Raw genomic sequence first — 19463 nt, 5'->3', positions numbered from 1 at the left:
GTTCGGCAAGTGGTCGCGGCAGACCGCTGAATTTCGTGGCACAGGGTACTAATACCCGGTCATTTCCAGATAGCCACTCCCTGCATGACTGCCGCCGAGGCGCACCGGGCCTTCCCAGTACGGAATGCGCAAGTCCATCCAGGCCTGGGGATTGAGCGCGGTAATGGCGATATCGAGGTGTCTGGCGGGGATGTTGATCGACCAGCGAATGGGCATCGTGCGCCCGGCAACCCGGGCGGTGTCTTGCGGCGTGAGGATGATGTCGCCGGCATGCAGCAACTGTACCTGGCCCCGGGCGTCGATCCAGGTGCCGGTGAGGTAAGGCTCGCCGTCCTTTTGCCGCATGCGATACAGCATCACCTGCTCGCCGCTGTCCAGGTGCAGGGAAAACCAGTCCCAACCGGTCTGGTTGCCCGTCAGGGGCTGGCTGCTCCATTCCCGGTCGAGCCAGGCCGGGCCACTGACCTGGAAGGTCTTGCCGTCGATGTCCAGGGTGCCGCTGGCCCGGAAGAACGGCTGGCTGTAGTAGTAAGAGGCCTGACCCTGTTCTGATTTCTGGCTGAAGCCACGGTCCCCCTGAAGCACCAGCGGCCCTGTCGGGGTCAGCCGCAGCCGGTAGCTGAAACGCCGGTCGCGGGCACTGAGTAGCACGTCAGCCAACGGGTCGTCGGCAGTCGCCTGGCTGCGCAATTGCCAGTCGTCGATCCATGCATTGAACGGCGCAACGCTGACACCGGCCTGACCGATGCCGCCACGGGCATAACGTTCGGCCGCGTGATGTGCCGTCGCCGAGGTCACTGCGGCGTGGCCGAGCCAGATCGTCTGGTTCTGCCAACCCGCCACCTCGGGACTGGCTTTCAGGGCGCTGCGGAACAAGGTCCATTGCGCGCCGAACTCATTGCCCTGATCGTCTTTCAGGTTGGCCGTGACGTACCACCACTCGATGCGAAAGCCGTCGTGGGGGCCGTGATCCGCCGGGAAGCTGAACATCCGACCGGGCACCACCGGGATGAACGCAGCGGCCTGGGTACCCAGCCCGGCAAAGCCCTTTTCAACCGGTGCCGGCTGATCGCAACTGCTCGCCAGCAGCGCCAGGAGTAACACGCAAGCCTTAATCTTCATGGGCAAACGTACGCAGCAGGTCCGCCGGTTGCGTGCGGTACAAACGGTACAACGGCCAGGCCGAGGCCAGTAGCGTCGCCACCAGCGCCAGCCCCATCAATTGCAACAGTTGCAATGGAAACACCCGCAACGGCAGGCGCCAGCCAAAGGCCTGCACGTTGATCACCGTGTCCAGGCACCACGCCAGGGCGATGCCCAGCGGCAACGCCAGCACCAGGGTCAGCAGCGCCAGCAACCAGGTTTGCCCGAGGTTGAGCAACATCAAATGCCGCCGGGTCACGCCCAGCGCCCACAATGGCGCCAGTTGCCCGAGACGGCTCTGGCTTTGCGCCAACAGGCTGATGAACAGCGCCACCCCGGCCACGCACAGCGTCAGGCTGTTGAGGGCGGCGGTGGCGGCGAAGGTGCGCTCGAAGACTTGCGTGGACCAGCCCTTGAGCCGCGCCTGATCGACGATGCGGCTGTCCTCCAGGGTAAAACGCGCCTGCAATGCCGTGACGAACGCCGGGATCGACGGCGGTTCGATGCGCAGGTTGAAGCGGTTCGGTGTCAATTGCGGCCAGCCGCGCAGCAGGTGGCTGATGTTCACCAGTATGTGGCCCTTGGGATTGCCGTAGTCGGCGTAGATCCCGACGATCCGTGGCGACCACAGGCCGGTGGGCGTCGGCAGCGTCAAGTGATCGCCCAGTTGCACGTGCAGGCGCCGGGCCAGTTGTTCGCTGAGCATCACCGCATCGTCCTTGGCCAGCCGCTCCCAAGGGTTGTCGCCCAAGGTCTCGAGCAACGGCCAGTGCTGGCGATAGGTCGGATGGTCAATGATCCCCGACAGGTCCGTCGGCCAGCCCTGCAACTGGATCGAAACCTGCCAGTTGGGCAGCACCGCCGCCAGTTGCGGCTGCTGATTGAGCCAGCTGTGCAGCTCCCGGGCCTGGGCCGGGTTCTGGGGATTGAGGTAAAGCTCAGCCGTCAGCCGTTGTTCGAGCCAGTCACTGAAGGTCTGGCGAAAGCCTGCGGTCATGCTACCGGCACCGATGTTCGCCGCCATGGCCAACAGCAGCGCCATCAAGGCCAGGCTCAACGCCGGCAGTTGCTGGCGGCAATCGGCGACAAACCACTGGCCGAGTACCGAGCGACTGCGCTGCGAAACGAGACTGAGCAGCCAACTGAGCATCACCGGCAAGGCCAGCGCGGCACCAATCAACAGCGCCGCCATCAACACCAAGCCACTGATCAGGCTGTCGCCGAAAATCAACGCCAGCAGCGCAATCACCCCGGCCAAAGCCGCCACCCAACCCTGGCGGCGCAACCAGCGTGCGTGGGCCTCATGCCAGGCCTGCGGGTCGGCCAGCGCCAACAAGGGCAGACGCGCCGCCCGCAACAGACTGTTGGCCCCGGCCAGCAACGCGCCGATCAGACTCAAGCCGATACCACTGAACCACCACGACAGGCTGAGGCTCAACTGCCCCGCCACTTCGGCGCCGTACAAGCCACGCAGGCTGGCGGCGACATCGGGCAACAGCACGCCGGCCAGCAGGTAGCCGCTGACCACCCCGGCCACGCCGCCGATCAGGGCCAATCCAGCCAATTCGACGGCGAGACAAGCGATCAGCATCCGCGCACTCACACCGCAGGCACGCAGGGTCCGCAGCAGGCTTCGCCGTTGCTCCAGCGCCAGCCCGATGGCGGCGTGCACGATAAACAGGCCGACCACGAACGACAGTACCCCCAGGGCATCGAGGTTGAGGTGGAAACTTTCGGTCAGGCGCGCCAGGTTGTTTTCTTCGTCGGCGCGCTTGAGTTGCAACTGGCCCTTGAACGGCTCCGGCAGCGACGCGGTGAAATCCTTTGGTAACAGCAGCCGCGACAGTTGATCTGGCAATCCCAGAATCTGCTGGGCAAAACCGATGTCCACCAGCAGCACACCGGGCGCCATGTCGGCCTGCACCTGCAGCGGCGGCAGTGCCACGCCCGCCAGGTTCAGTGGCCGGTCTCCCTCACGCAATCCCAGTGCCTGCAAGGTCTGCGACGAGATCCAGGTACTGCCCGGCGGACTGAAAAAGCCGACCACCTGTTCAATCGCCAGGGCCTGTCCGGCCACCGCCGCACCCGCCGGCAGCGACACCGGCTCGATGCCCATCAACTGCAAACGCTGCTCTTCGTGCCCCTTGAGCATGACCCGACCTTGCAGCACCGGTGACACCGGCCACCCGGCGCGGCGCAGATCGATAAACCATTGCTGGGGGAACGTGCCGCCGCCGGGTGCACCGAGGCTGGCCTGGGGCTCGCCGCCGATCAACTGACTGGCGCGGGCATAGCTGTCACGGGCCTGGCTGTTGAGTGCCTGGACGCCGGTCAACAGACCGGTAGCCAGCCATAACCCGGTCAGTACACTGAAAAACTGCACCGGATGCTGCCGCCAGTGGCTGAGCAGCGCGCGCAGGGTTTCGCCAAAGATGCGCATGTCAGCGCTCACCCGCACCGGCCAGGCGACCGCCGCACAGCAGGGCTTTTTTGGCCAGCCGCGCCGCCACGCCGGGACTGTGGGTGACCATCAACAGGCTGGTGGGACTGTCCTCGAGTAATTCCAGCAGCAACTGCAATACCTCGGCACCAGTGGTTTCATCGAGGCTGCCGGTGGGCTCGTCGGCCAGCAGCAGTGGCGGGCGCGCCGCCAGCGCCCGGCCCAGCGCGACCCGTTGCTGCTGGCCGCCGGACAGTTGCTCCGGATAGCGCCGCAGCAAATCGCCCAAGCCCAGGCGTTGCACCAGGTGCGCCTGCCAGCGTGGGTCATGACGCCCCGCCAGGCGTGCCTGAATCGCCAGGTTGTCTTCGACCCGCAGGCTGCCGATCAGATTGAATTGCTGGAACACCAGGCCGATTTCCGTACGCCGCCAGTTCGCCAGTTGCCCTTCATTCATCTGTTCCAGGCGATGCTCGCCACTGCGGATGCTGCCGCGATCGACCTTGTCCAGCCCGGCGATCAGGTGCAGCAAAGTGCTTTTGCCACTGCCCGACTCGCCCATCAGCGCCAGGCTGCTGCCGGGCTTGAGCGTCAGGTCGACGCCTTGCAGCACCGGCAGTGGCCCCTGCGGTGTGGCGTAGCTTTTGAAAACGCCATGGACTTCAAGCATGGGTCAACCTGCTGGATATGCATGGCCCAAGGATAGCGGCCCTGAATGTTTTTTGTCCGTTGCTGATGATCGCCCCGGCTGAACCCCGCCCTACCCTCGACGCTGGTCTAACCATAACGATAAAAAACGGAGACGCCATGCCTCGTTTCACCTTGAGCCCTCGTGGGTTGTTCGCTTGCCTGATCACTGCCTGCCTTGCGCAATCGGTGGTCGCCGCCGATGGACCGGTCGCGGCCAGCCCGCAAACCACCGCCAGTAACGCCGCGGTGCTGCAGCAACTGCCCTTCACCGACCGCACCGACTACGAGTCGGTCACCAAGGGTCTGATCGCGCCGTTCAAGGGCCAGGTCAAGGACGCCTCGGGCAAGGTCATCTGGGATATCCAGGCCTATGACTTCCTCGCCAAGGATAAGGCCCCGGAGTCGGTCAACCCGAGTCTCTGGCGCCTGGCCCAACTCAGTGCCCATGCCGGATTGTTCGAAGTCAGCCCCCGGCTGTATCAGGTGCGCGGCCTCGACCTGGCCAACATGACCATCATCGAAGGCGACGACGGGCTGATCATCATCGACCCGCTGACCATGGCCGAAACCGCCAAGGCGGCGCTGGACCTGTACTACCAGAACCGTCCGCACAAACCGGTAGTGGCGGTGATCTACAGCCACACCCACGTCGACCACTTCGGTGGCGTGCGCGGAGTCATCGACGAAGCCGACGTCAAGGCCGGCAAGGTCAAGGTGTTCGCCCCCGCCGGGTTCATGGAACACGTGATGAGCGAGAACGTCTACGCCGGCAACGCCATGAGCCGCCGCGCGCAGTTCCAGTTTGGCAGCCTGCTGCCCCGTGGCGAAAAAGGCCAGGTCGACGCCGGCCTGGGCAAGAGCACGCCGAGCGGCGGCACCGTCACCTTGATCCCGCCCACCGACCTGATCGACAAGGAACTGGAAACCCGCACCATCGCCGGCCTCGACGTGGAATTCCAGTTGACCCCGGGCACCGAGGCGCCGGCGGAAATGAACCTGTACCTGCCGCAGTTGCGCGCCTTGTGCATGGCGGAGAACGCTACGCAAATGATGCACAACATCCTCACCCCACGCGGCGCCCAAGTACGCGACGCCAAGGCCTGGGCCGAGTACCTGGACGGCAGCCTGGCGCGTTACGGCGACAAGAGCGACGTGTTGTTCGCCCAGCACAACTGGCCGACCTGGGGTGGCGAGCGCATCCGCACCTTCCTCGCCGACCAGCGCGACATGTACGCCTTCCTCAATGACCGCACCCTGCACCTGCTGAACCAGGGCCTGACGCCGCTGGAAATCGCCGACTCGATCAAGAAGTTGCCCGGCAGCCTCGACCAGAAGTGGTACACCCGTAGCTACTACGGCTCACTGAGTTTCAACACCCGGGCGGTGTATCAGCGCTACATGGGTTTCTATGACGGTAACCCGGCCAACCTCAATCCACTGCCGCCGGTAGAAACGGCCAAGCGTTCGGTCGAGGCCATGGGCGGCGAAGCGGCGGTGCTGGGGAAAATGCAGGCAGCAATGGCCAAGGGCGAATACCGCTGGGCCGCGCAACTGGGCAATCAGTTGCTGTTCACCAATCCGGACAACGGCGACGCCCGCAAAGCCCAGGCCCAGGCGCTGGAGCAAATGGGCTATCAAAGTGAAAACGCTACCTGGCGCAACATGTACCTGACCGGTGCCATGGAACTGCGCAACGGCGTGCCAGCCAATGCCGGCACTTCGGTTTCGGTGGATATGGTGCGGGCGATGAGCCCGCAGATGTTCTTCGACTTCCTGGCAGTGCGCCTGGACAGCGAAAAGGCCGTAGGCCATGACCTGACCCTGAACTGGACCTTCGATGACCTGAACCAGGACTTCAACCTGACCCTGCGCAATGGCGTGCTGACCCACCGTGCCGGGCTCAACGCTCAGGCGGATGCCAGCGTGACCATGAGCAAGGCCACCCTGGAACAGATCAGCCTCAAGCAACTGGATATCCCGACGGCGATGCACAAAGGCCTGATCAAGTTGCAGGGCAATGGCAAGAAGCTTGGGGAGTTGATGAGCAGTCTCGATACGTTTGCGCCGCAGTTCAATATCGTGACGCCTTGATATCGCCTTCGCGAGCAGGCTCGCTCCCACTGGAATCCATGCAGCTCACAGCATTTGTGAACGACACAGATCCACTGTGGGAGCGAGCTTGCTCGCGATGGCTATGTGTCAGGCGATGATTGTTTTGTGGGTGTACATATCCATTGCTGCGGTAACGGCCTCTGGCGGTTTCGCTCTTACAGCGAGTTACTTGGAAAAACGGAACGCCGCCCGACCCCAAGTAACCAAGGGCTCTTGCCCCTTACGTTCGGTGCCTCGCCTAGGCTCGGCATTCCCTCGCTCCGGTCCTGCTCCGTGGGCCCGCCGCCATCGGCCATCCATGGCCGGGGGCGGCTAACCCGGCATCCATGCCGGGTTGCCCACTGCGCAGAACCTGCGCTCGGCCTCTCGAGGGGGCAAGAAGGTCAAAAGCAAACGCAAAAGCAAAAGCAAAAGCGAGGCGGCTTAGGCAGTAACCACTTCAATCGCTGGCATTTGCCAGCGTTGATTGACCACCTGCTGCCCGGGTCCATACAGGCGCAGGACCAGGCTGAATGCCCCGCTCGCTGGCGTCGGCAACCAGTTGCTCTGCTCAGGCGGAGCGGCGTTCTGCAGGACCAACGTCAACCCACCGTCCGAATCCTCTTTCAAATGATCCCGGCTGCTCAGGCAGTAGCGATTGATCGGGTTGGCCACCAGTTGCCGGTCAGGCAAGTCATACAAGGTCAGCGACCAGAACTCGCTGGCCGGCGGCAATTGCCCCGGTGCGAAACGCAGGCGATAGCTTCGCCCACCCTGCAAGGGTTGCCCCTGGTTATCCACGCGAGTGCCGGTGTAGAAGGCCTCTTCCACGCTGTTGCCGTAGATGCCGACATTCGCCGCGACTGCGCGGTTGAGGTAATTGCCGTTCAGCGCTTCGCGCGTGCCGAACAGGCCGAGGGTGCTGCGTACCTGGCTCACGGCGGTTTGCAGTTGCGCCCGGGCGTCCTGAATCCCGGCGAGCAGTGCCTGGCGCGTGGCCTGCGGCAACGTCGCCGGGTCGAAAGCCTGGCCGGGCACGATGCCGATCCGGGCAAAGCGTGCGCGCAAGGCTTGTTCGGACGGTTGCGTGGGGCACAGGCTGAGGATCTGGTTCAGCGCCGGGATAAACTCCAGCCCCAGCCCGGTCTTGCTGTCCCAGGGTTGCCAGTCAATGGCTGGCGCAGCCACGGGCGGCGCACTGCCGATGTATTCATGCAACGAAACCAGACCGTATTGCTGCTGCAAGGCCCGCACCGCCGGCAGGTCCCCGGCGTTTTTCAGACCCGTTCTTCCAAGCACCATGACGATTTCGGTTTCACTGCGCAGCACGGCCTTGACGCCATCCGGTGTCGGGCCTTGCCAGCCGGGTCCGGCGATCAGGTAATTCCCCGCTTCGCGACCGGTGCTGAGCACACCGACATAGGCAAAGTTGTGGGTGTACTGGTCGACCAGTTGAAGCACGTAATAGCGCTCGTCATCGACCGCCGGCACGCTCAACACCAGGGGTTCGCTGCGCAGGTCGAGCCAGGCCCAGGAGTACGGTGTGTCGTTGTTCGGCGTGACGATGTCGCGGTTGTTCGGGGTAAACAACTCGCCGTAATGACGAAAGCGGTTGAAGCCACCGACATACTCCGGCGCGGCCGGGTTGAGCGCCTGTTTTTCCATGGTCTGGTAATGCATGAGCATGGGGTAGGCGTAAATCCACGCCTCTTTGGCAATCTGCCGAGGGTCATCGGAATCGGCGGCCAGCAACCAGCGTGGAAACATCAGGCTGCCGCCCAATACCCCCATGCCGCCCAGCACCCGGCGGCGACTGCAAATCAGGTTCATGATTCGATCCTCGTTATCGTCGGCAACTGATAACTCCCGTCCAGTGCCCCGCCCCTGGGCAGGTACAGGCGCAACAGCAGGTTGAACGGACCTTGCGGCGTCGGCAGCCAGTTGCCCTGCGGCGCAGCCTTGGGCGCATCGGCTTGCAGGATCAGGGTCAAGCCGCCATCGGCATCGTATTGTAGACCAGGGCTGCGGTCGCCCAGGGCGTAACGCTGGATCGGGTTGGCCACCAGCAACTGGGTTTTGCCGTCATACAGGGTCAGCGACCAGAACGCATTCACCGGCGGCAATTGCCCGGCGGGAAAATGCAGGCGATAGGCGTGCTGGCCGGTGAGCGCCTGGCCCTGGGCATCGTGCAACGCCATCGGGTACTGCGCTTCCACCGCATCGTTGGCGTAGATGTAGCGCCAGGCGACTGCGGCACGGGTCAGGTCATCGCCGCCGTATTTGCCGACGTTGGACGGCGACGGTAACCAGCCCTGCCGTTCTACCGACAGTTGGCTGGAGGCTGCGCGGACCAGTTCGCGACCGGCCTCGGCGCCTTGGGCGACGGCTTCGCTCAAGTCTTCCGGGGCCTGGAATGCGGTCCCCGGCTTCACGCCGATGGCGGCGAAACGGGCCAGTTTCTGTTGTTCGCTGGCGGTCCATTGGTGCAAGGGAGCCAGCGCGTTGAAGGTGCTGAACAGCGCCTGCGCCGGCCCTTGCTTGGTGTCCGCATACGCCGGCAGTTGCAGCGGTGCCAAGGGTTCAGGGGCCGCGTTGCCGCTGACTTTGGACAGCGGTTGCAAGGCGTAGCCCTTCAGCACTTGTGCGGCGTCTTTCTGATCCGCTTCGCCCTTGACCTCGGTCCGTCCCAACAGGAAGACCAGCCGGCTCGGCGAGCGAATCACCGCACTGAAACCCGATGGCACTGGCCCCTTCCAGTCCGGCCCGACCATCAGGTAGCGCCCCGCCTGCTCCCCCGTGGCGCGGGTGCCGATGTAGTCGAGGTTGTCGGTGCGCATGTCCACCAGTTGGAAGCTGTAGTAGCGACCTTGCACGGCCGGCACGTCCAGCACCATCGGTTCGCTGCGCAGATCGAGCAAGGCGCGGGAATAGAAGGTGTCGTTGTTGGGCGACACCACTTTGTTGTCTTGCGGGCCGAGCAGGCGCGGCTCGCTGTAGAGATGGTTGAACGGCAGTTTAGCGGCGATGGCGCTGAGTACCTTGTCGTGTTCGACGGTGGCGTAGGCGAACACGTAGGCTTCCTGGGCCAGGGCTTTCGCTTGCTGTCGGTCGAGGGTTGCGGCGTGAACAGTGCCCAGGCTCGCGCCCAGGGCCAGAGCGGATATCCAATAGCGCATGGCAGATCTCCTGTAGCAAAACATCAGCACACACAGATCCCTGTGGGAGCGGGCTTGCTCCGGGCGGCGTTCCGACGAAAGCGGTGTGTCATGCAACATTGCAGTCGCCTGACACTCCCTCTTCGCGAGCAAGCCCGCTCCCACATTGGATTTGTGGTGGTTTGGCGAATGGTTACTTGGCCCAGCGCCGCAGGTCCGACGGGGTGTAGTCGTCAGTCTTGGCGGCGAAGCCCACGCGCATCGGCTCGGTCTCTTCGTTGGCCAGGCCGCCGGCGTAGTAGCGTCCGGAGATCAGGTCATAGGAGGTTTCCAGCACGTTATAGGTGAAGCCGTGGTCGTACTGCTGGATCGCGTGCAGTTCACCGCTGCGCCACAGTTCACCGCGGCTGTCGTACTGGTCCGACTGGGCGATCTGCCAACTGTCTTCGTCCACATAGAAGCGACGTTTGGCGTAGATGTGCCGGGCACCGGGCTTGAGGGTTGCCTCGACGACCCACACCCGATGTTTCTCGTAGCGAGCCAGGTCCTGGTTGACGTGGTTGGGCTTGATCACGGCGTCGTACTTGAGGTCGCGGCTGCCGATCTTGTAGCTGTTGTAAGGGATGAACAGCTCTTGCTTGCCCACCAGTTTCCAGTCGAAACGGTCCGGCGCGCCGTTGTAGCCGTCGATGTTGTCGGCGGTGATCAGGCCGTTGCTGTAACGGGCGCTGTTGTCGTAGGCGATCATCGGCGCACGACGCACGCGACGTTGCCCCGGCAGGTATTGCCAGGCCGAACGTGGCTCGGCGACCTGGTCGATCGGCTCATGCACCAGCACCGCCTCGCCTGACAAGCGCGCCGGTTCCAGCACCCGGCTCTTGAACATGAACAGAATGTTCGAGTTGGGTTCCAGCCCGCCCACGGTGTCGGCGAAGTTGATCAGCGACTGGTTGCGCACGTAGCTGGTGGCGCCGTTTTCACGCACCAGCGCGGCGCTGCTGATGCGCTCGTAGCTGCCGCCGCGATAACGGGTCATGTGGTTCCACATCACCTCCAGGCCTTCGGTGGGCAACGGAAACGGAATGCCCCTGGCATAGTCATGCAAACCGTTGCCGCCGTCGGCCATGCTGGTCTTGGCGACGTTCTCACGACTGGCCGCCAGTACCTCCTTGGGCAGATTGGCGCTGCGATGGCTCGGGTAGATGTTCATCTTGTAGGTGTCGGGAAAACGCTTGAACAACGCGATTTGCCCGGGGCTGAGAAACTTCTCGTACTGCGCCAGGTTCTTTGCCGTGACCGTGAACAACGGTTTCTCGGCGGCATACGGATCGCTGTAGCCGCCCTTGCTGTCGACGGTGCCGGCGTTGCTCCCCAGGCCGCCGGTCCAGGCCGGAATGCTGCCGTCGGCATTGGCAGCCACTTCCGAGCCCATGGGGGTCAGGGTCTTGCCCAGTGCCGCCGAATCGGTGCCTTTGGCCTGGGCCAGGCCGACGGTGCAGGCCAGGGCCAGCACGCACAATTGCATACGCATAACGGTTCTCCTTAGAAGTCTGCCTTGAAGCTGACGGATGCGAAATCGCGATCGTCGAGGGTGCTGTAGTCGTTGGAACCGAAGAACGTGTTGTAGGCCAGTTCCACGCTGTAATCGTTCATGTAGACGCCGGTCAGGCTCACACCCAGCGCTTGCTGGCCTTGCTGGAACGGCCCTTGCGGATCGTAGGAATAGCCCGAGACGTCATGCCGCCAGTTGACGGCGGGAATCAGGTTGATGCCCGGCAACACATCGCTGTATTCGAGGCTGGCGCGCAGGCGATAACCCCACGACCAATCGGTGGCAAAGCCCTTGTCGGTGCAGTATTGGTTAGTCACGCCTGAAGCTACCGTGTTGCACGCCGTGCCGTTGCGCGGGGCGCTGCGGCCGAACGCGGCGTTACGGCCCAGGCGCTCGTCCCCCAGATCGTCGATGTGCACGACCCCGGCTTCACCGAACAGACTCAGGCGCGTGGCACCCAGCACGTTGTCGATGGCCTGGGTGGCCGAACCGGTCAGTTGCCAGACACCCTTGCGTTCCCACGCATCGAACTGGCTGCCATTGGTGGTGCTGAAGCCTGGCGGCAACTGCAACCAGGAACTGCCCCCCGGCCCTGAAATCACGGCGACGTTGACGTCAGGCGCGTTGATCGCGATCGGCATGTTGGGCCGGTAGCTCAACTCACTGGCCAGGGAAATCCCGGTGACAGGCTCGACGCCATTGAGGCTGATGCCGTAAAGGTGAATGTTTTCCGGGAAGGCCGCCGCATAGCTCGGCCCCTGGATGCCACCGGGGAAGGTGCCGGGCAAGGCGGTGTTCCTGGCGTCAATGGTGAAATACGGCAACCGCGAGTGATAGTTGATGTAGTAGATCGCCGCTTCCGCATCGTTGAGCGCCGGGATCATCTGGCGCAGGGCGAAGCCGAACTGGCCGTTGTCGGAGGGCGATTCGTTACCCCGGGACGTGGCGTACAAACCGGCGGCCTGCATCTGTTGATCGGTCTGTACCTGACTCAGGTACAGTGGCCCGCAACCCGGCTGGATCACATCGCTGCTGGCGAAGAAGGTGCCGCAACCATCGAGTACGCTGGGGCGCCAGTTGTACTGGTAGAAACCTTCGAGGTTGGTGCTGTCGGTCAGGCCGAAACTGAAGGAGACCATCTCCACCGGCAACTGGCCTTCCTTGATTTCCACGCCGGGACGGTTGAACGCCGAGATGTCCAGCGGGTTGATCACGTTGATGCCGTTCTGGATCAGCAGCGCTTCGCCCCAGGACAGCACCTGGTTACCGACCTTCACGTTCAGCGGATGCCCGGCCACCTGGAAGTCTTTCCAGACGTAGGCATCGAGGACCTCGAAACCCTTGAATTTTGACAGGTCGTCCCAGCCCGAATCGTCGAAATCCTTGAAGCGGCCATTGCCGGTTTCATAGGCATGGTCGTACCAGTATTTGAAGCGAATGAACGCGCCCTGGCCCTGGCCGTCGAGACTGACATCGGTGAGGCCCTTGAAGAGTTGCGAGATGGTGTCGCCCTTCTCGAAGTTCAGCCGGTTGTCGTCGGCGCTGACGCTGGTGCCATTGGCATTCACGCCCTGGGCCTGCAAGGCGTTGGCACGGGTCATCAGGCTTTTGTCGGGGTTTTGCGTCGACCAGCTGCTGCCCAGGCTCAGGCTGGTCCTGGTCGACAGGCTCCAGTCTTCGTTGATGTCGAATGTGGTGGCGTAGGTTGGCCCCGTCAGTACGGCAAGAATCGCCAGCGCAAGGGGTTGCGGGCGAGTGTGGCCAAGCCGGTGAAGCCGCGGACGGACTCCGGCTATGGCCGAGCGTTTTTTTATCATTATTGGGCTCCGGTCAGGTTTGCTCAGCCTGGACACGGTGCCCAACTATCGGGCGGGACACGCAAGCGATGGCCGACAAAAAATAATCATCGGGGGAGTGCGGGGGGCCTCGGTTAATTTCTGAAGGTGTGCATTTCCATCTCTGCGGATGCGGTCCCCTGTGGGAGATTCTATGGTTGAGGGAAAGCCCTCAACTGGCTTTTGGCTGATATTCGCTTTGCCCTTTCAGCAAGGCGAATACCACCCGAGCAAGCTTGCGAGCCAGCATCACCAGCGCCCGAGGCGGCCTACCGGCCGGCCTGGTTCTGATGTGTGCGTGTTTCCCTGTAGGAGCTGTCGAGTGCAACGAGGCTGCGATCTTTTGATTTTTGACAATGTCGAAGGGTGCGGAAAATCAAGATCAAAAGATCGCAGCCTGCGGCAGCTCCTACAGGGGGAATGCGTTTAGCCGAAAGAGATTGGTCGGCCATAAGGCCGCCATCGTCGGTACGCCGCCCGGACCAAGCTCGTTCCCACAGAAGAGCAAAGGCAGAGCAGCCCACACCACCGCGTCGCTTCTCACCACTCATCAGGCTGAGCGCAGGTGTTCATCCGGGGATGGGCGCGCAGCGCCGTTCGACGCAGTCGAACACATTGCATGTAGGTCGAAGCGAAGCCGACCGGAGGGCAATGCCCCCGGATGAATGCCGCAGCGAAGGAACCCCGAGCCTTAGCGAGGGGCCGTACGTTCGGGGCGAGCGTTTTTTTGGTTACTTTTTTTAGGCGCTTGTAAAAAGTGACTCGCCGTAAGGGCGAAACCATAAGTCGCCTTTACCGCAGAAACGGATATGTACTCAGTCACTTTTTAGACCGGCACCACGCCCTCGACAATAATCACCTCAGCCATAGCGACCCCCTCACGATACCCCCTGGCCTCCTGATACAACGCCGACCGATAGCAAGCCACCGCCTGCTCATAGGAATCAAACTCGATCACCACACTGCGTTGCGGCGTAGGCCGGCCTTCCATCGCCTCGCTACGCCCACCCCGCGCCAGGATCCGCCCCCCATACAGGGCAAACGCCTGGGGCGCCCGCCGGGTGTATTGGCTGTATTGATCAGGGTCGGTGACATCCACATGAGCAATCCAGTAAGCCTTCATAGTGACCTCTCGGTTTATTTTGTATTATGGTATACCACATTACCAATCCAACAAATACCGAGACTCCAGCATGGCCTTCAACAGCATCGAAGAAATCATCGAAGATTACCGCCTCGGCAAAATGGTCCTGCTGGTCGACGATGAAGACCGGGAAAACGAAGGCGACCTGTTGCTGGCCGCCGACTGCTGCACACCCGAGGCGATCAGCTTCATGGCCCGTGAAGCCCGGGGCCTGATCTGCCTGACCCTGACCGACGAGCACTGCAAGCGCCTGGGCCTGGAGCAGATGGTGCCGAGCAACGGCAGCGTGTTCAGCACCGCCTTCACCGTGTCCATCGAGGCCGCCGTCGGGGTGACCACCGGTATTTCCGCCGCAGATCGCGCCTGCACCGTGGCCGCTGCCGTCGCCGCCCATGCCGGCCCCGCCGATATCGTGCAACCGGGCCATATCTTCCCGTTGCGCGCTCGGGAGGGTGGCGTGCTGACTCGCGCCGGCCATACCGAAGCTGGTTGCGACCTGGCACGCCTGGCCGGCCATACGCCGGCCTCGGTGATCGTCGAAGTGATGAATGACGACGGCACCATGGCCCGCCGCCCGGACCTGGAAGTGTTCGCGCGCAAGCACGGAATCAAAATCGGCACCATCGCCGACCTGATCCACTATCGCCTGAGCACCGAACACACCATCGTGCGCATCGGTGAACGTGACCTGCCGACCGTGCATGGCACCTTTCGTCTGATCACCTTTGAGGATCGCATCGAAGGCGGTGTCCACATGGCCATGGTCATGGGCGATCTGCGCCGCGAGCAACCGACACTGGTGCGGGTGCATGTGATCGATCCATTGCGCGACCTGGTCGGTGCCGAATACAGCGGGCCGAGCAACTGGACCTTGTGGGCCGCCTTGCAGCGTGTCGCCGCCGAAGGCCACGGCGTGGTGGTGGTGCTGGCCAACCACGAATCCTCCCAGGCGTTGCTCGAACGGGTGCCGCAATTGACCCAGCCGCCCCGGCAGTTCAGCCGTTCGCAGTCACGGATTTATTCGGAAGTGGGTACCGGTGCGCAGATCCTGCAGAACCTGGGAGTCGGCAAATTGCGCCACCTCGGCCCGCCGCTGAAATATGCGGGTTTGACCGGGTATGACCTGGAGGTGGTGGAGAGCATTCCATTCACCGAGTGATTCCGAGTTTCCTCCAATGTAGGGGCTTGCCACAGTCATGCTCGCTTGAGCAACAAAATATTCGCTTTCGGCTGATAGCCGGTACGGCAAAGTGCTTGCACAAAGCTTGGAATACCATAATATGATATTCCATAGACCGGACAGTCAGCACTGACTCGACGGACCTACTGCTCCCGATAGGCGGGCACTCCAAGCCCCGCTCATAAACACAACAATGAGGGCGTGAAAATGGTGTTGAACAAACGTGCGACCGCGGTTCTTTTTGCGGGACTGCTGAGCGTCACCAGCCAGGCACTGCTGGCGGCTGAAAGCGTCAACTTCGTCAGTTGGGGCGGCAGCACCCAGGATGCGCAGAAGCAGGCCTGGGCCGACCCGTTCAGCAAGGCCAGCGGCATCACCGTGGTGCAGGATGGTCCGACCGACTACGGCAAGCTCAAGGCCATGGTCGAGAGCGGCAATGTGCAGTGGGACGTGGTCGACGTCGAAGCCGACTTCGCCCTGCGTGCCGCCGCCGAAGGCTTGCTCGAACCCCTCGATTTCAAAGTCATTGATCGCGACAAGATCGACCCGCGCTTTGTCAGCGACCATGGCGTCGGCTCGTTCTTCTTCTCCTTCGTCCTCGGCTACAACGAAGGCAAGCTCGGCGCCAACAAGCCTCAGGACTGGTCCGCGCTGTTCGACACCAAGACCTTCCCCGGCAAACGCGCCCTCTACAAATGGCCAAGCCCTGGCGTGCTGGAACTGGCGCTGCTGGCCGACGGTGTAGCGGCGGACAAGCTCTACCCGCTGGACCTGGACCGCGCGTTCAAAAAACTCGACACCATCAAGAAAGACATCGTCTGGTGGGGCGGCGGCGCACAGTCGCAGCAGCTGCTGGCCTCCGGTGAAGCGAGCATGGGCCAGTTCTGGAACGGCCGGATTCATGCCCTGCAAGAAGACGGCGCCCCGGTCGGCGTAAGCTGGAAGCAGAACCTGGTCATGGCCGACATCCTGGTCATTCCAAAAGGCTCGAAGAACAAGGACGCGGCGATGAAGTTCCTGGCCAACGCCAGCAGTGCCAAGGGCCAGGCGGACTTCTCCAACCTGACCGCCTACGCCCCGGTCAACGTCGACAGCGTGCAGCGCCTGGACTCGACGCTGGCCCCTAACCTGCCGACCGCTTACGCAAAGGATCAGATCACTCTTGATTTCGCGTACTGGGCCAAGAACGGTCCGGCCATCGCGACACGGTGGAACGAATGGCTGGTCAAATGAAAATGACGGCAACCGCGTCTCGTCCATCCACTGCCACCGGGAGCGCCACTGGCGCTGCCGGTTCGGCCCCCGCCAAGGCAGCTGTGATGACGCAATCCCCTTCCCTGGCGCAGCGCTGGCGTGGCGCAAGCAACCTGGTGCCCGCCCTGCTGTTTCTCGGCCTGTTTTTTCTGGCGCCGTTGATTGGCCTGCTGCTGCGCGGCGTGCTGGAACCGGTGCCGGGCCTGGGTAACTACGAACAACTGTTCGCCAACTCGGCCTATGCCCGGGTGTTGCTCAACACCTTCTCGGTGGCTGGCCTGGTGACCCTGTTCAGCCTGTTGCTGGGCTTCCCGCTGGCCTGGGCGATCACCCTGGTGCCCCGTGGCTGGGGTCGCTGGATCCTGAACATCGTGCTGCTGTCGATGTGGACCAGCCTGCTCGCCCGCACCTACTCCTGGCTGGTATTGCTGCAAGCCTCCGGGGTGATCAACAAGGCGTTGATGGCCATGGGCATCATCGATCAACCGCTGGAGATGGTGCACAACCTCACCGGCGTGGTGATCGGCATGAGCTACATCATGATCCCGTTCATCGTGCTGCCGTTGCAGGCGACCATGCAGGCCATCGACCCGATGATCCTGCAGGCCGGTTCGATCTGCGGCGCCAGCCCCTGGACCAACTTCTTCCGGGTGTTCCTGCCGCTGTGCCGGCCGGGGCTGTTCTCCGGCGGCCTGATGGTGTTCGTGATGTCCCTGGGTTACTACGTGACCCCGGCACTGCTGGGCGGTGCGCAAAACATGATGCTGCCCGAGTTCATCATTCAGCAGGTGCAGTCGTTCCTCAACTGGGGCCTGGCCAGCGCCGGCGCCGCGTTGCTGATCGTGATCACGCTGGTGTTGTTCTACTTCTACCTGAAGCTCCAGCCGGAATCCCCGGTTGGCGCCAGCAACGCGAGGTAAGCCGTCATGCTCCTGACCCCCAATGCCATGAGCCGGCGCATGCGCTTCGGCCTGTACGCCACCACCGGGCTGATCGGTCTGTTCCTGCTGCTGCCGATCGTGTTCATCGTGCTGCTGTCGTTCGGTTCGTCGCAATGGCTGGTGTTCCCGCCACCGGGCTGGACGCTGAAATGGTACGGCCAGTTTTTCTCCAACGCCGACTGGATGAACGCGGCCATGGCCAGCCTCAAGGTCGCGGTGCTGACCACCTTCTTCGCCGTCGCTTTGGGCCTGCCCACCGCGTTCGCCCTGGTGCGTGGCCGCTTCCCCGGCCGGGAAATGCTCTACGGCCTGTTCACCCTGCCGATGATCGTACCGCTGGTGATCATCGCCGTGGCGGTGTACGCGCTGTTCCTGAAACTGGGTTACACCGGGACCATGTTCGCCTTCGTGGTCAGCCACGTCATAGTTGCCTTGCCGTTCACCATCATCTCGATCATCAACTCACTGAAGCTGTTCGATCAGTCGATTGAAGACGCGGCGGTGATCTGCGGCGCCTCGCGCCTGCAAGCGGTGTTCAAGGTGACCTTCCCGGCGATCCGTCCGGGCATGGTGGCCGGCGCCCTCTTCGCCTTCCTCGTCTCGTGGGACGAAGTGGTGCTGAGCGTGATGATGGCCAGCCCGACCCTGCAAACCCTTCCCGTAAAAATGTGGACCACCCTGCGCCAGGACCTGACGCCCGTGATCGCCGTCGCCTCGACGCTGCTGATCGGCCTCTCGGTATTGGTCATGGTGATCGCCGCCGCTCTGCGCCGGCGCAACGAAATCAGCGCTTGAGCGCCAGGAGTACGACATGAGTGCAGTGATCAAAGATTCCGCGCAGCAAAATGACAAGCTCCTGGTCAGCCTGCGTAACCTGAACAAGCACTACGGCGACTTTGCCGCCGTGGACAACATCTCGCTGGACATCAAGGACGGTGAATTCCTCACCTTCCTCGGCTCCAGCGGCTCGGGTAAAAGCACCACGCTGTCGATGCTGGCCGGCTTCGAAACCCCGAGCAGCGGCGAGATCCTGGTCAATGGCCAGTCGCTGGTGAACGTGCCGCCGCACAAACGCGATATCGGCATGGTGTTCCAGCGCTATTCGCTGTTCCCGCACCTGTCGGTACGCGACAACATCGCCTTCCCGCTGGCCATCCGCAAACTGGCTACCGCCGAGCGCGAGCGCCGGGTCGATGCGATGCTCAAGCTGGTGCAACTTGAGCAATTTGCCCATCGCCGCCCTTCACAACTGTCCGGTGGCCAGCAGCAACGGGTCGCCATTGCCCGGGCGCTGGTCTACGAACCACGCATCCTGCTGATGGACGAACCCCTCGGCGCACTGGACAAGAAACTGCGCGAAGACTTGCAGGATGAACTGCGTCAGCTGCATCGACGCCTGGGCATCACCATCGTCTACGTGACCCACGATCAGGAAGAAGCCATGCGCCTGTCCCAGCGCATCGCGATTTTCAGCCACGGCAAGATCGTCGGTTTGGGCAGCGGCTACGACCTGTACCAGAATCCACCGAACGCCTTTGTCGCCTCGTTCCTCGGCAACTCGAACTTCCTCAAGCTCAAGGCCCAGGGCAATGCGGTGGCGACCTTCGAAGGGCAGCCGCTGTCGATTCGCCTGACCGCCGGCCTGCAAACCGATCAGGACGTGCTGCTGATGGTGCGCCCGGAAAAAGCCCTGGCCCTGAGCAATGAACAAGCCCTTGCCGAACCCCTGGCCGCCGGCTGGAACGAAGTCTCGGCCAAGGTCGTGGAAGTGTTGTTTCTCGGCGAAAGCCAGACCTGCAGCGTGGTCACTGCTGGCGGCACCTCGATGACGGTCAAGGCGCTGTCCGCCGCCGGAATGCCGCTCAAGGCAGGCGACCCGGTGCGGGTGCGCTGGGCCACCGCCGATGCCTGCGTCTACACCGAATGGGCCGAAAGCGACCTGAACAAGGCTGCCGGCGCTCACTGATCCATTGGCCTGCGCGCGCGGGCCACTATAATGAGTCACCCTCGGGCCACCACAACGTCGGGTTGTGGTGGC

The 19463-nt window shown here is 62.8% G+C and carries 14 protein-coding genes and 1 pseudogene; 6 read left to right on the top strand and 9 right to left on the bottom strand.

Annotation, left to right across the window (positions count from 1 at the left end):
* Positions 1-48 precede the first annotated feature (48 nt).
* Genes ACM6G4_RS02615 through ACM6G4_RS02605 form a run of 3 tightly spaced genes read right to left on the bottom strand, consistent with a single transcriptional unit; the run spans position 49 to position 4253 of the window.
* Positions 49-1122 carry a lipocalin-like domain-containing protein gene (locus ACM6G4_RS02615; protein WP_414912977.1) on the bottom strand — a complete coding sequence of 358 codons (1074 nt, stop codon included), beginning with the start codon at positions 1120-1122 and terminating at the stop codon, positions 49-51.
* On the bottom strand, positions 1112-3583 hold the full coding sequence (locus ACM6G4_RS02610; protein ID WP_414912976.1) for an ABC transporter permease: 2472 nt from the start codon (positions 3581-3583) through the stop codon (positions 1112-1114). The genes ACM6G4_RS02615 and ACM6G4_RS02610 overlap by 11 nt, the downstream gene beginning before the upstream one ends.
* A gap of 1 nt (position 3584) precedes the next feature.
* Positions 3585-4253, bottom strand: coding sequence for an ABC transporter ATP-binding protein (locus ACM6G4_RS02605; protein WP_056723609.1), 669 nt, complete (start codon positions 4251-4253; stop codon positions 3585-3587).
* 137 nt (positions 4254-4390) lie between these two features.
* Between ACM6G4_RS02605 and ACM6G4_RS02600 the strand changes: the two genes are divergently transcribed.
* Positions 4391-6364 carry an alkyl/aryl-sulfatase gene (locus tag ACM6G4_RS02600; RefSeq protein WP_414912975.1) on the top strand — a complete coding sequence of 658 codons (1974 nt, stop codon included), beginning with the start codon at positions 4391-4393 and terminating at the stop codon, positions 6362-6364.
* Between the two features lie 444 nt (positions 6365-6808).
* Here ACM6G4_RS02600 and ACM6G4_RS02595 read toward each other — a convergent pair whose 3' ends face one another.
* The 6 genes and pseudogenes from ACM6G4_RS02595 to ACM6G4_RS02570 all read right to left on the bottom strand — a co-directional run bounded on the left by ACM6G4_RS02595 (position 6809) and on the right by ACM6G4_RS02570 (position 14029).
* On the bottom strand, positions 6809-8194 hold the full coding sequence (locus ACM6G4_RS02595) for a DUF1254 domain-containing protein (RefSeq protein WP_414912974.1): 1386 nt from the start codon (positions 8192-8194) through the stop codon (positions 6809-6811).
* Complete coding sequence (locus ACM6G4_RS02590) at positions 8191-9540, bottom strand: DUF1254 domain-containing protein (protein ID WP_414912973.1); 1350 nt, start codon at positions 9538-9540, stop codon at positions 8191-8193. Before ACM6G4_RS02590 ends, ACM6G4_RS02595 begins: the two co-directional genes overlap by 4 nt.
* A 172-nt stretch (positions 9541-9712) precedes the next feature.
* Positions 9713-11050, bottom strand: coding sequence for a DUF1329 domain-containing protein (locus ACM6G4_RS02585; RefSeq protein WP_414912972.1), 1338 nt, complete (start codon positions 11048-11050; stop codon positions 9713-9715).
* Positions 11051-11061: 11 nt separating this feature from the next.
* Entirely contained in the window at positions 11062-12888 is a 1827-nt protein-coding gene (locus ACM6G4_RS02580; RefSeq protein ID WP_414912971.1) for a DUF1302 domain-containing protein, read from the bottom strand.
* A 190-nt stretch (positions 12889-13078) separates the two neighbouring features.
* Positions 13079-13168: pseudogene (locus tag ACM6G4_RS02575) on the bottom strand (IS110 family transposase); the annotation flags it as partial.
* Positions 13169-13732: 564 nt separating this feature from the next.
* Positions 13733-14029, bottom strand: coding sequence for a DUF1330 domain-containing protein (locus ACM6G4_RS02570; protein WP_414912970.1), 297 nt, complete (start codon positions 14027-14029; stop codon positions 13733-13735).
* 70 nt (positions 14030-14099) lie between these two features.
* Here ACM6G4_RS02570 and ribBA point away from each other — a divergent pair, with 70 nt between their 5' ends.
* The 5 genes from ribBA (at position 14100) to ACM6G4_RS02545 (ending at position 19391) form a co-directional block, all read left to right on the top strand.
* Positions 14100-15209 (top strand): bifunctional 3,4-dihydroxy-2-butanone-4-phosphate synthase/GTP cyclohydrolase II, encoded by a 1110-nt coding sequence (gene ribBA, locus ACM6G4_RS02565; protein WP_223541504.1) that lies wholly within the window; start codon positions 14100-14102, stop codon positions 15207-15209.
* Between the two features lie 228 nt (positions 15210-15437).
* The gene (locus ACM6G4_RS02560) at positions 15438-16463 is read left to right on the top strand and encodes an ABC transporter substrate-binding protein (protein ID WP_056723596.1); all 1026 of its coding nucleotides are present in this window, start codon (positions 15438-15440) and stop codon (positions 16461-16463) included.
* Positions 16460-17404: an ABC transporter permease gene (locus ACM6G4_RS02555; RefSeq protein ID WP_056723593.1), complete on the top strand. Its 945-nt coding sequence runs from the start codon at positions 16460-16462 to the stop codon at positions 17402-17404. The genes ACM6G4_RS02560 and ACM6G4_RS02555 overlap by 4 nt, the downstream gene beginning before the upstream one ends.
* Before the next feature lie 6 nt (positions 17405-17410).
* Complete coding sequence (locus ACM6G4_RS02550; RefSeq protein ID WP_007976227.1) at positions 17411-18220, top strand: ABC transporter permease; 810 nt, start codon at positions 17411-17413, stop codon at positions 18218-18220.
* A gap of 16 nt (positions 18221-18236) precedes the next feature.
* Entirely contained in the window at positions 18237-19391 is a 1155-nt protein-coding gene (locus ACM6G4_RS02545; protein ID WP_414912969.1) for an ABC transporter ATP-binding protein, read from the top strand.
* Positions 19392-19463: the final 72 nt, after the last annotated feature.

Origin of the sequence: Pseudomonas sp. IT-P258, assembly GCF_949767825.1 — a bacterium.
GTDB classification, from domain to species: domain Bacteria; phylum Pseudomonadota; class Gammaproteobacteria; order Pseudomonadales; family Pseudomonadaceae; genus Aquipseudomonas; species Aquipseudomonas monachiensis.
The sequence above is the reverse complement of the archived record's forward strand: the minus strand, read 5'-3'. Positions and strand labels throughout refer to the sequence as shown.

Excerpts from the sequence above, each read along its gene's own strand:
- ACM6G4_RS02585 (WP_414912972.1), bottom strand. The coding sequence starts at position 11,050 with ATGCGTATGCAATTGTGCGTGCTGGCCCTGGCCTGCACCGTCGGCCTG.
- ACM6G4_RS02605 (WP_056723609.1), bottom strand. The coding sequence starts at position 4,253 with ATGCTTGAAGTCCATGGCGTTTTCAAAAGCTACGCCACACCGCAGGGG.
- ACM6G4_RS02570 (WP_414912970.1), bottom strand. The coding sequence starts at position 14,029 with ATGAAGGCTTACTGGATTGCTCATGTGGATGTCACCGACCCTGATCAA.
- ACM6G4_RS02590 (WP_414912973.1), bottom strand. The coding sequence starts at position 9,540 with ATGCGCTATTGGATATCCGCTCTGGCCCTGGGCGCGAGCCTGGGCACT.
- ACM6G4_RS02610 (WP_414912976.1), bottom strand. The coding sequence starts at position 3,583 with ATGCGCATCTTTGGCGAAACCCTGCGCGCGCTGCTCAGCCACTGGCGG.
- ACM6G4_RS02580 (WP_414912971.1), bottom strand. The coding sequence starts at position 12,888 with ATGATAAAAAAACGCTCGGCCATAGCCGGAGTCCGTCCGCGGCTTCAC.
- ACM6G4_RS02545 (WP_414912969.1), top strand. The coding sequence starts at position 18,237 with ATGAGTGCAGTGATCAAAGATTCCGCGCAGCAAAATGACAAGCTCCTG.
- ACM6G4_RS02550 (WP_007976227.1), top strand. The coding sequence starts at position 17,411 with ATGCTCCTGACCCCCAATGCCATGAGCCGGCGCATGCGCTTCGGCCTG.
- ACM6G4_RS02560 (WP_056723596.1), top strand. The coding sequence starts at position 15,438 with ATGGTGTTGAACAAACGTGCGACCGCGGTTCTTTTTGCGGGACTGCTG.
- ACM6G4_RS02600 (WP_414912975.1), top strand. The coding sequence starts at position 4,391 with ATGCCTCGTTTCACCTTGAGCCCTCGTGGGTTGTTCGCTTGCCTGATC.
- ACM6G4_RS02615 (WP_414912977.1), bottom strand. The coding sequence starts at position 1,122 with ATGAAGATTAAGGCTTGCGTGTTACTCCTGGCGCTGCTGGCGAGCAGT.
- ribBA (WP_223541504.1), top strand. The coding sequence starts at position 14,100 with ATGGCCTTCAACAGCATCGAAGAAATCATCGAAGATTACCGCCTCGGC.
- ACM6G4_RS02595 (WP_414912974.1), bottom strand. The coding sequence starts at position 8,194 with ATGAACCTGATTTGCAGTCGCCGCCGGGTGCTGGGCGGCATGGGGGTA.
- ACM6G4_RS02555 (WP_056723593.1), top strand. The coding sequence starts at position 16,460 with ATGAAAATGACGGCAACCGCGTCTCGTCCATCCACTGCCACCGGGAGC.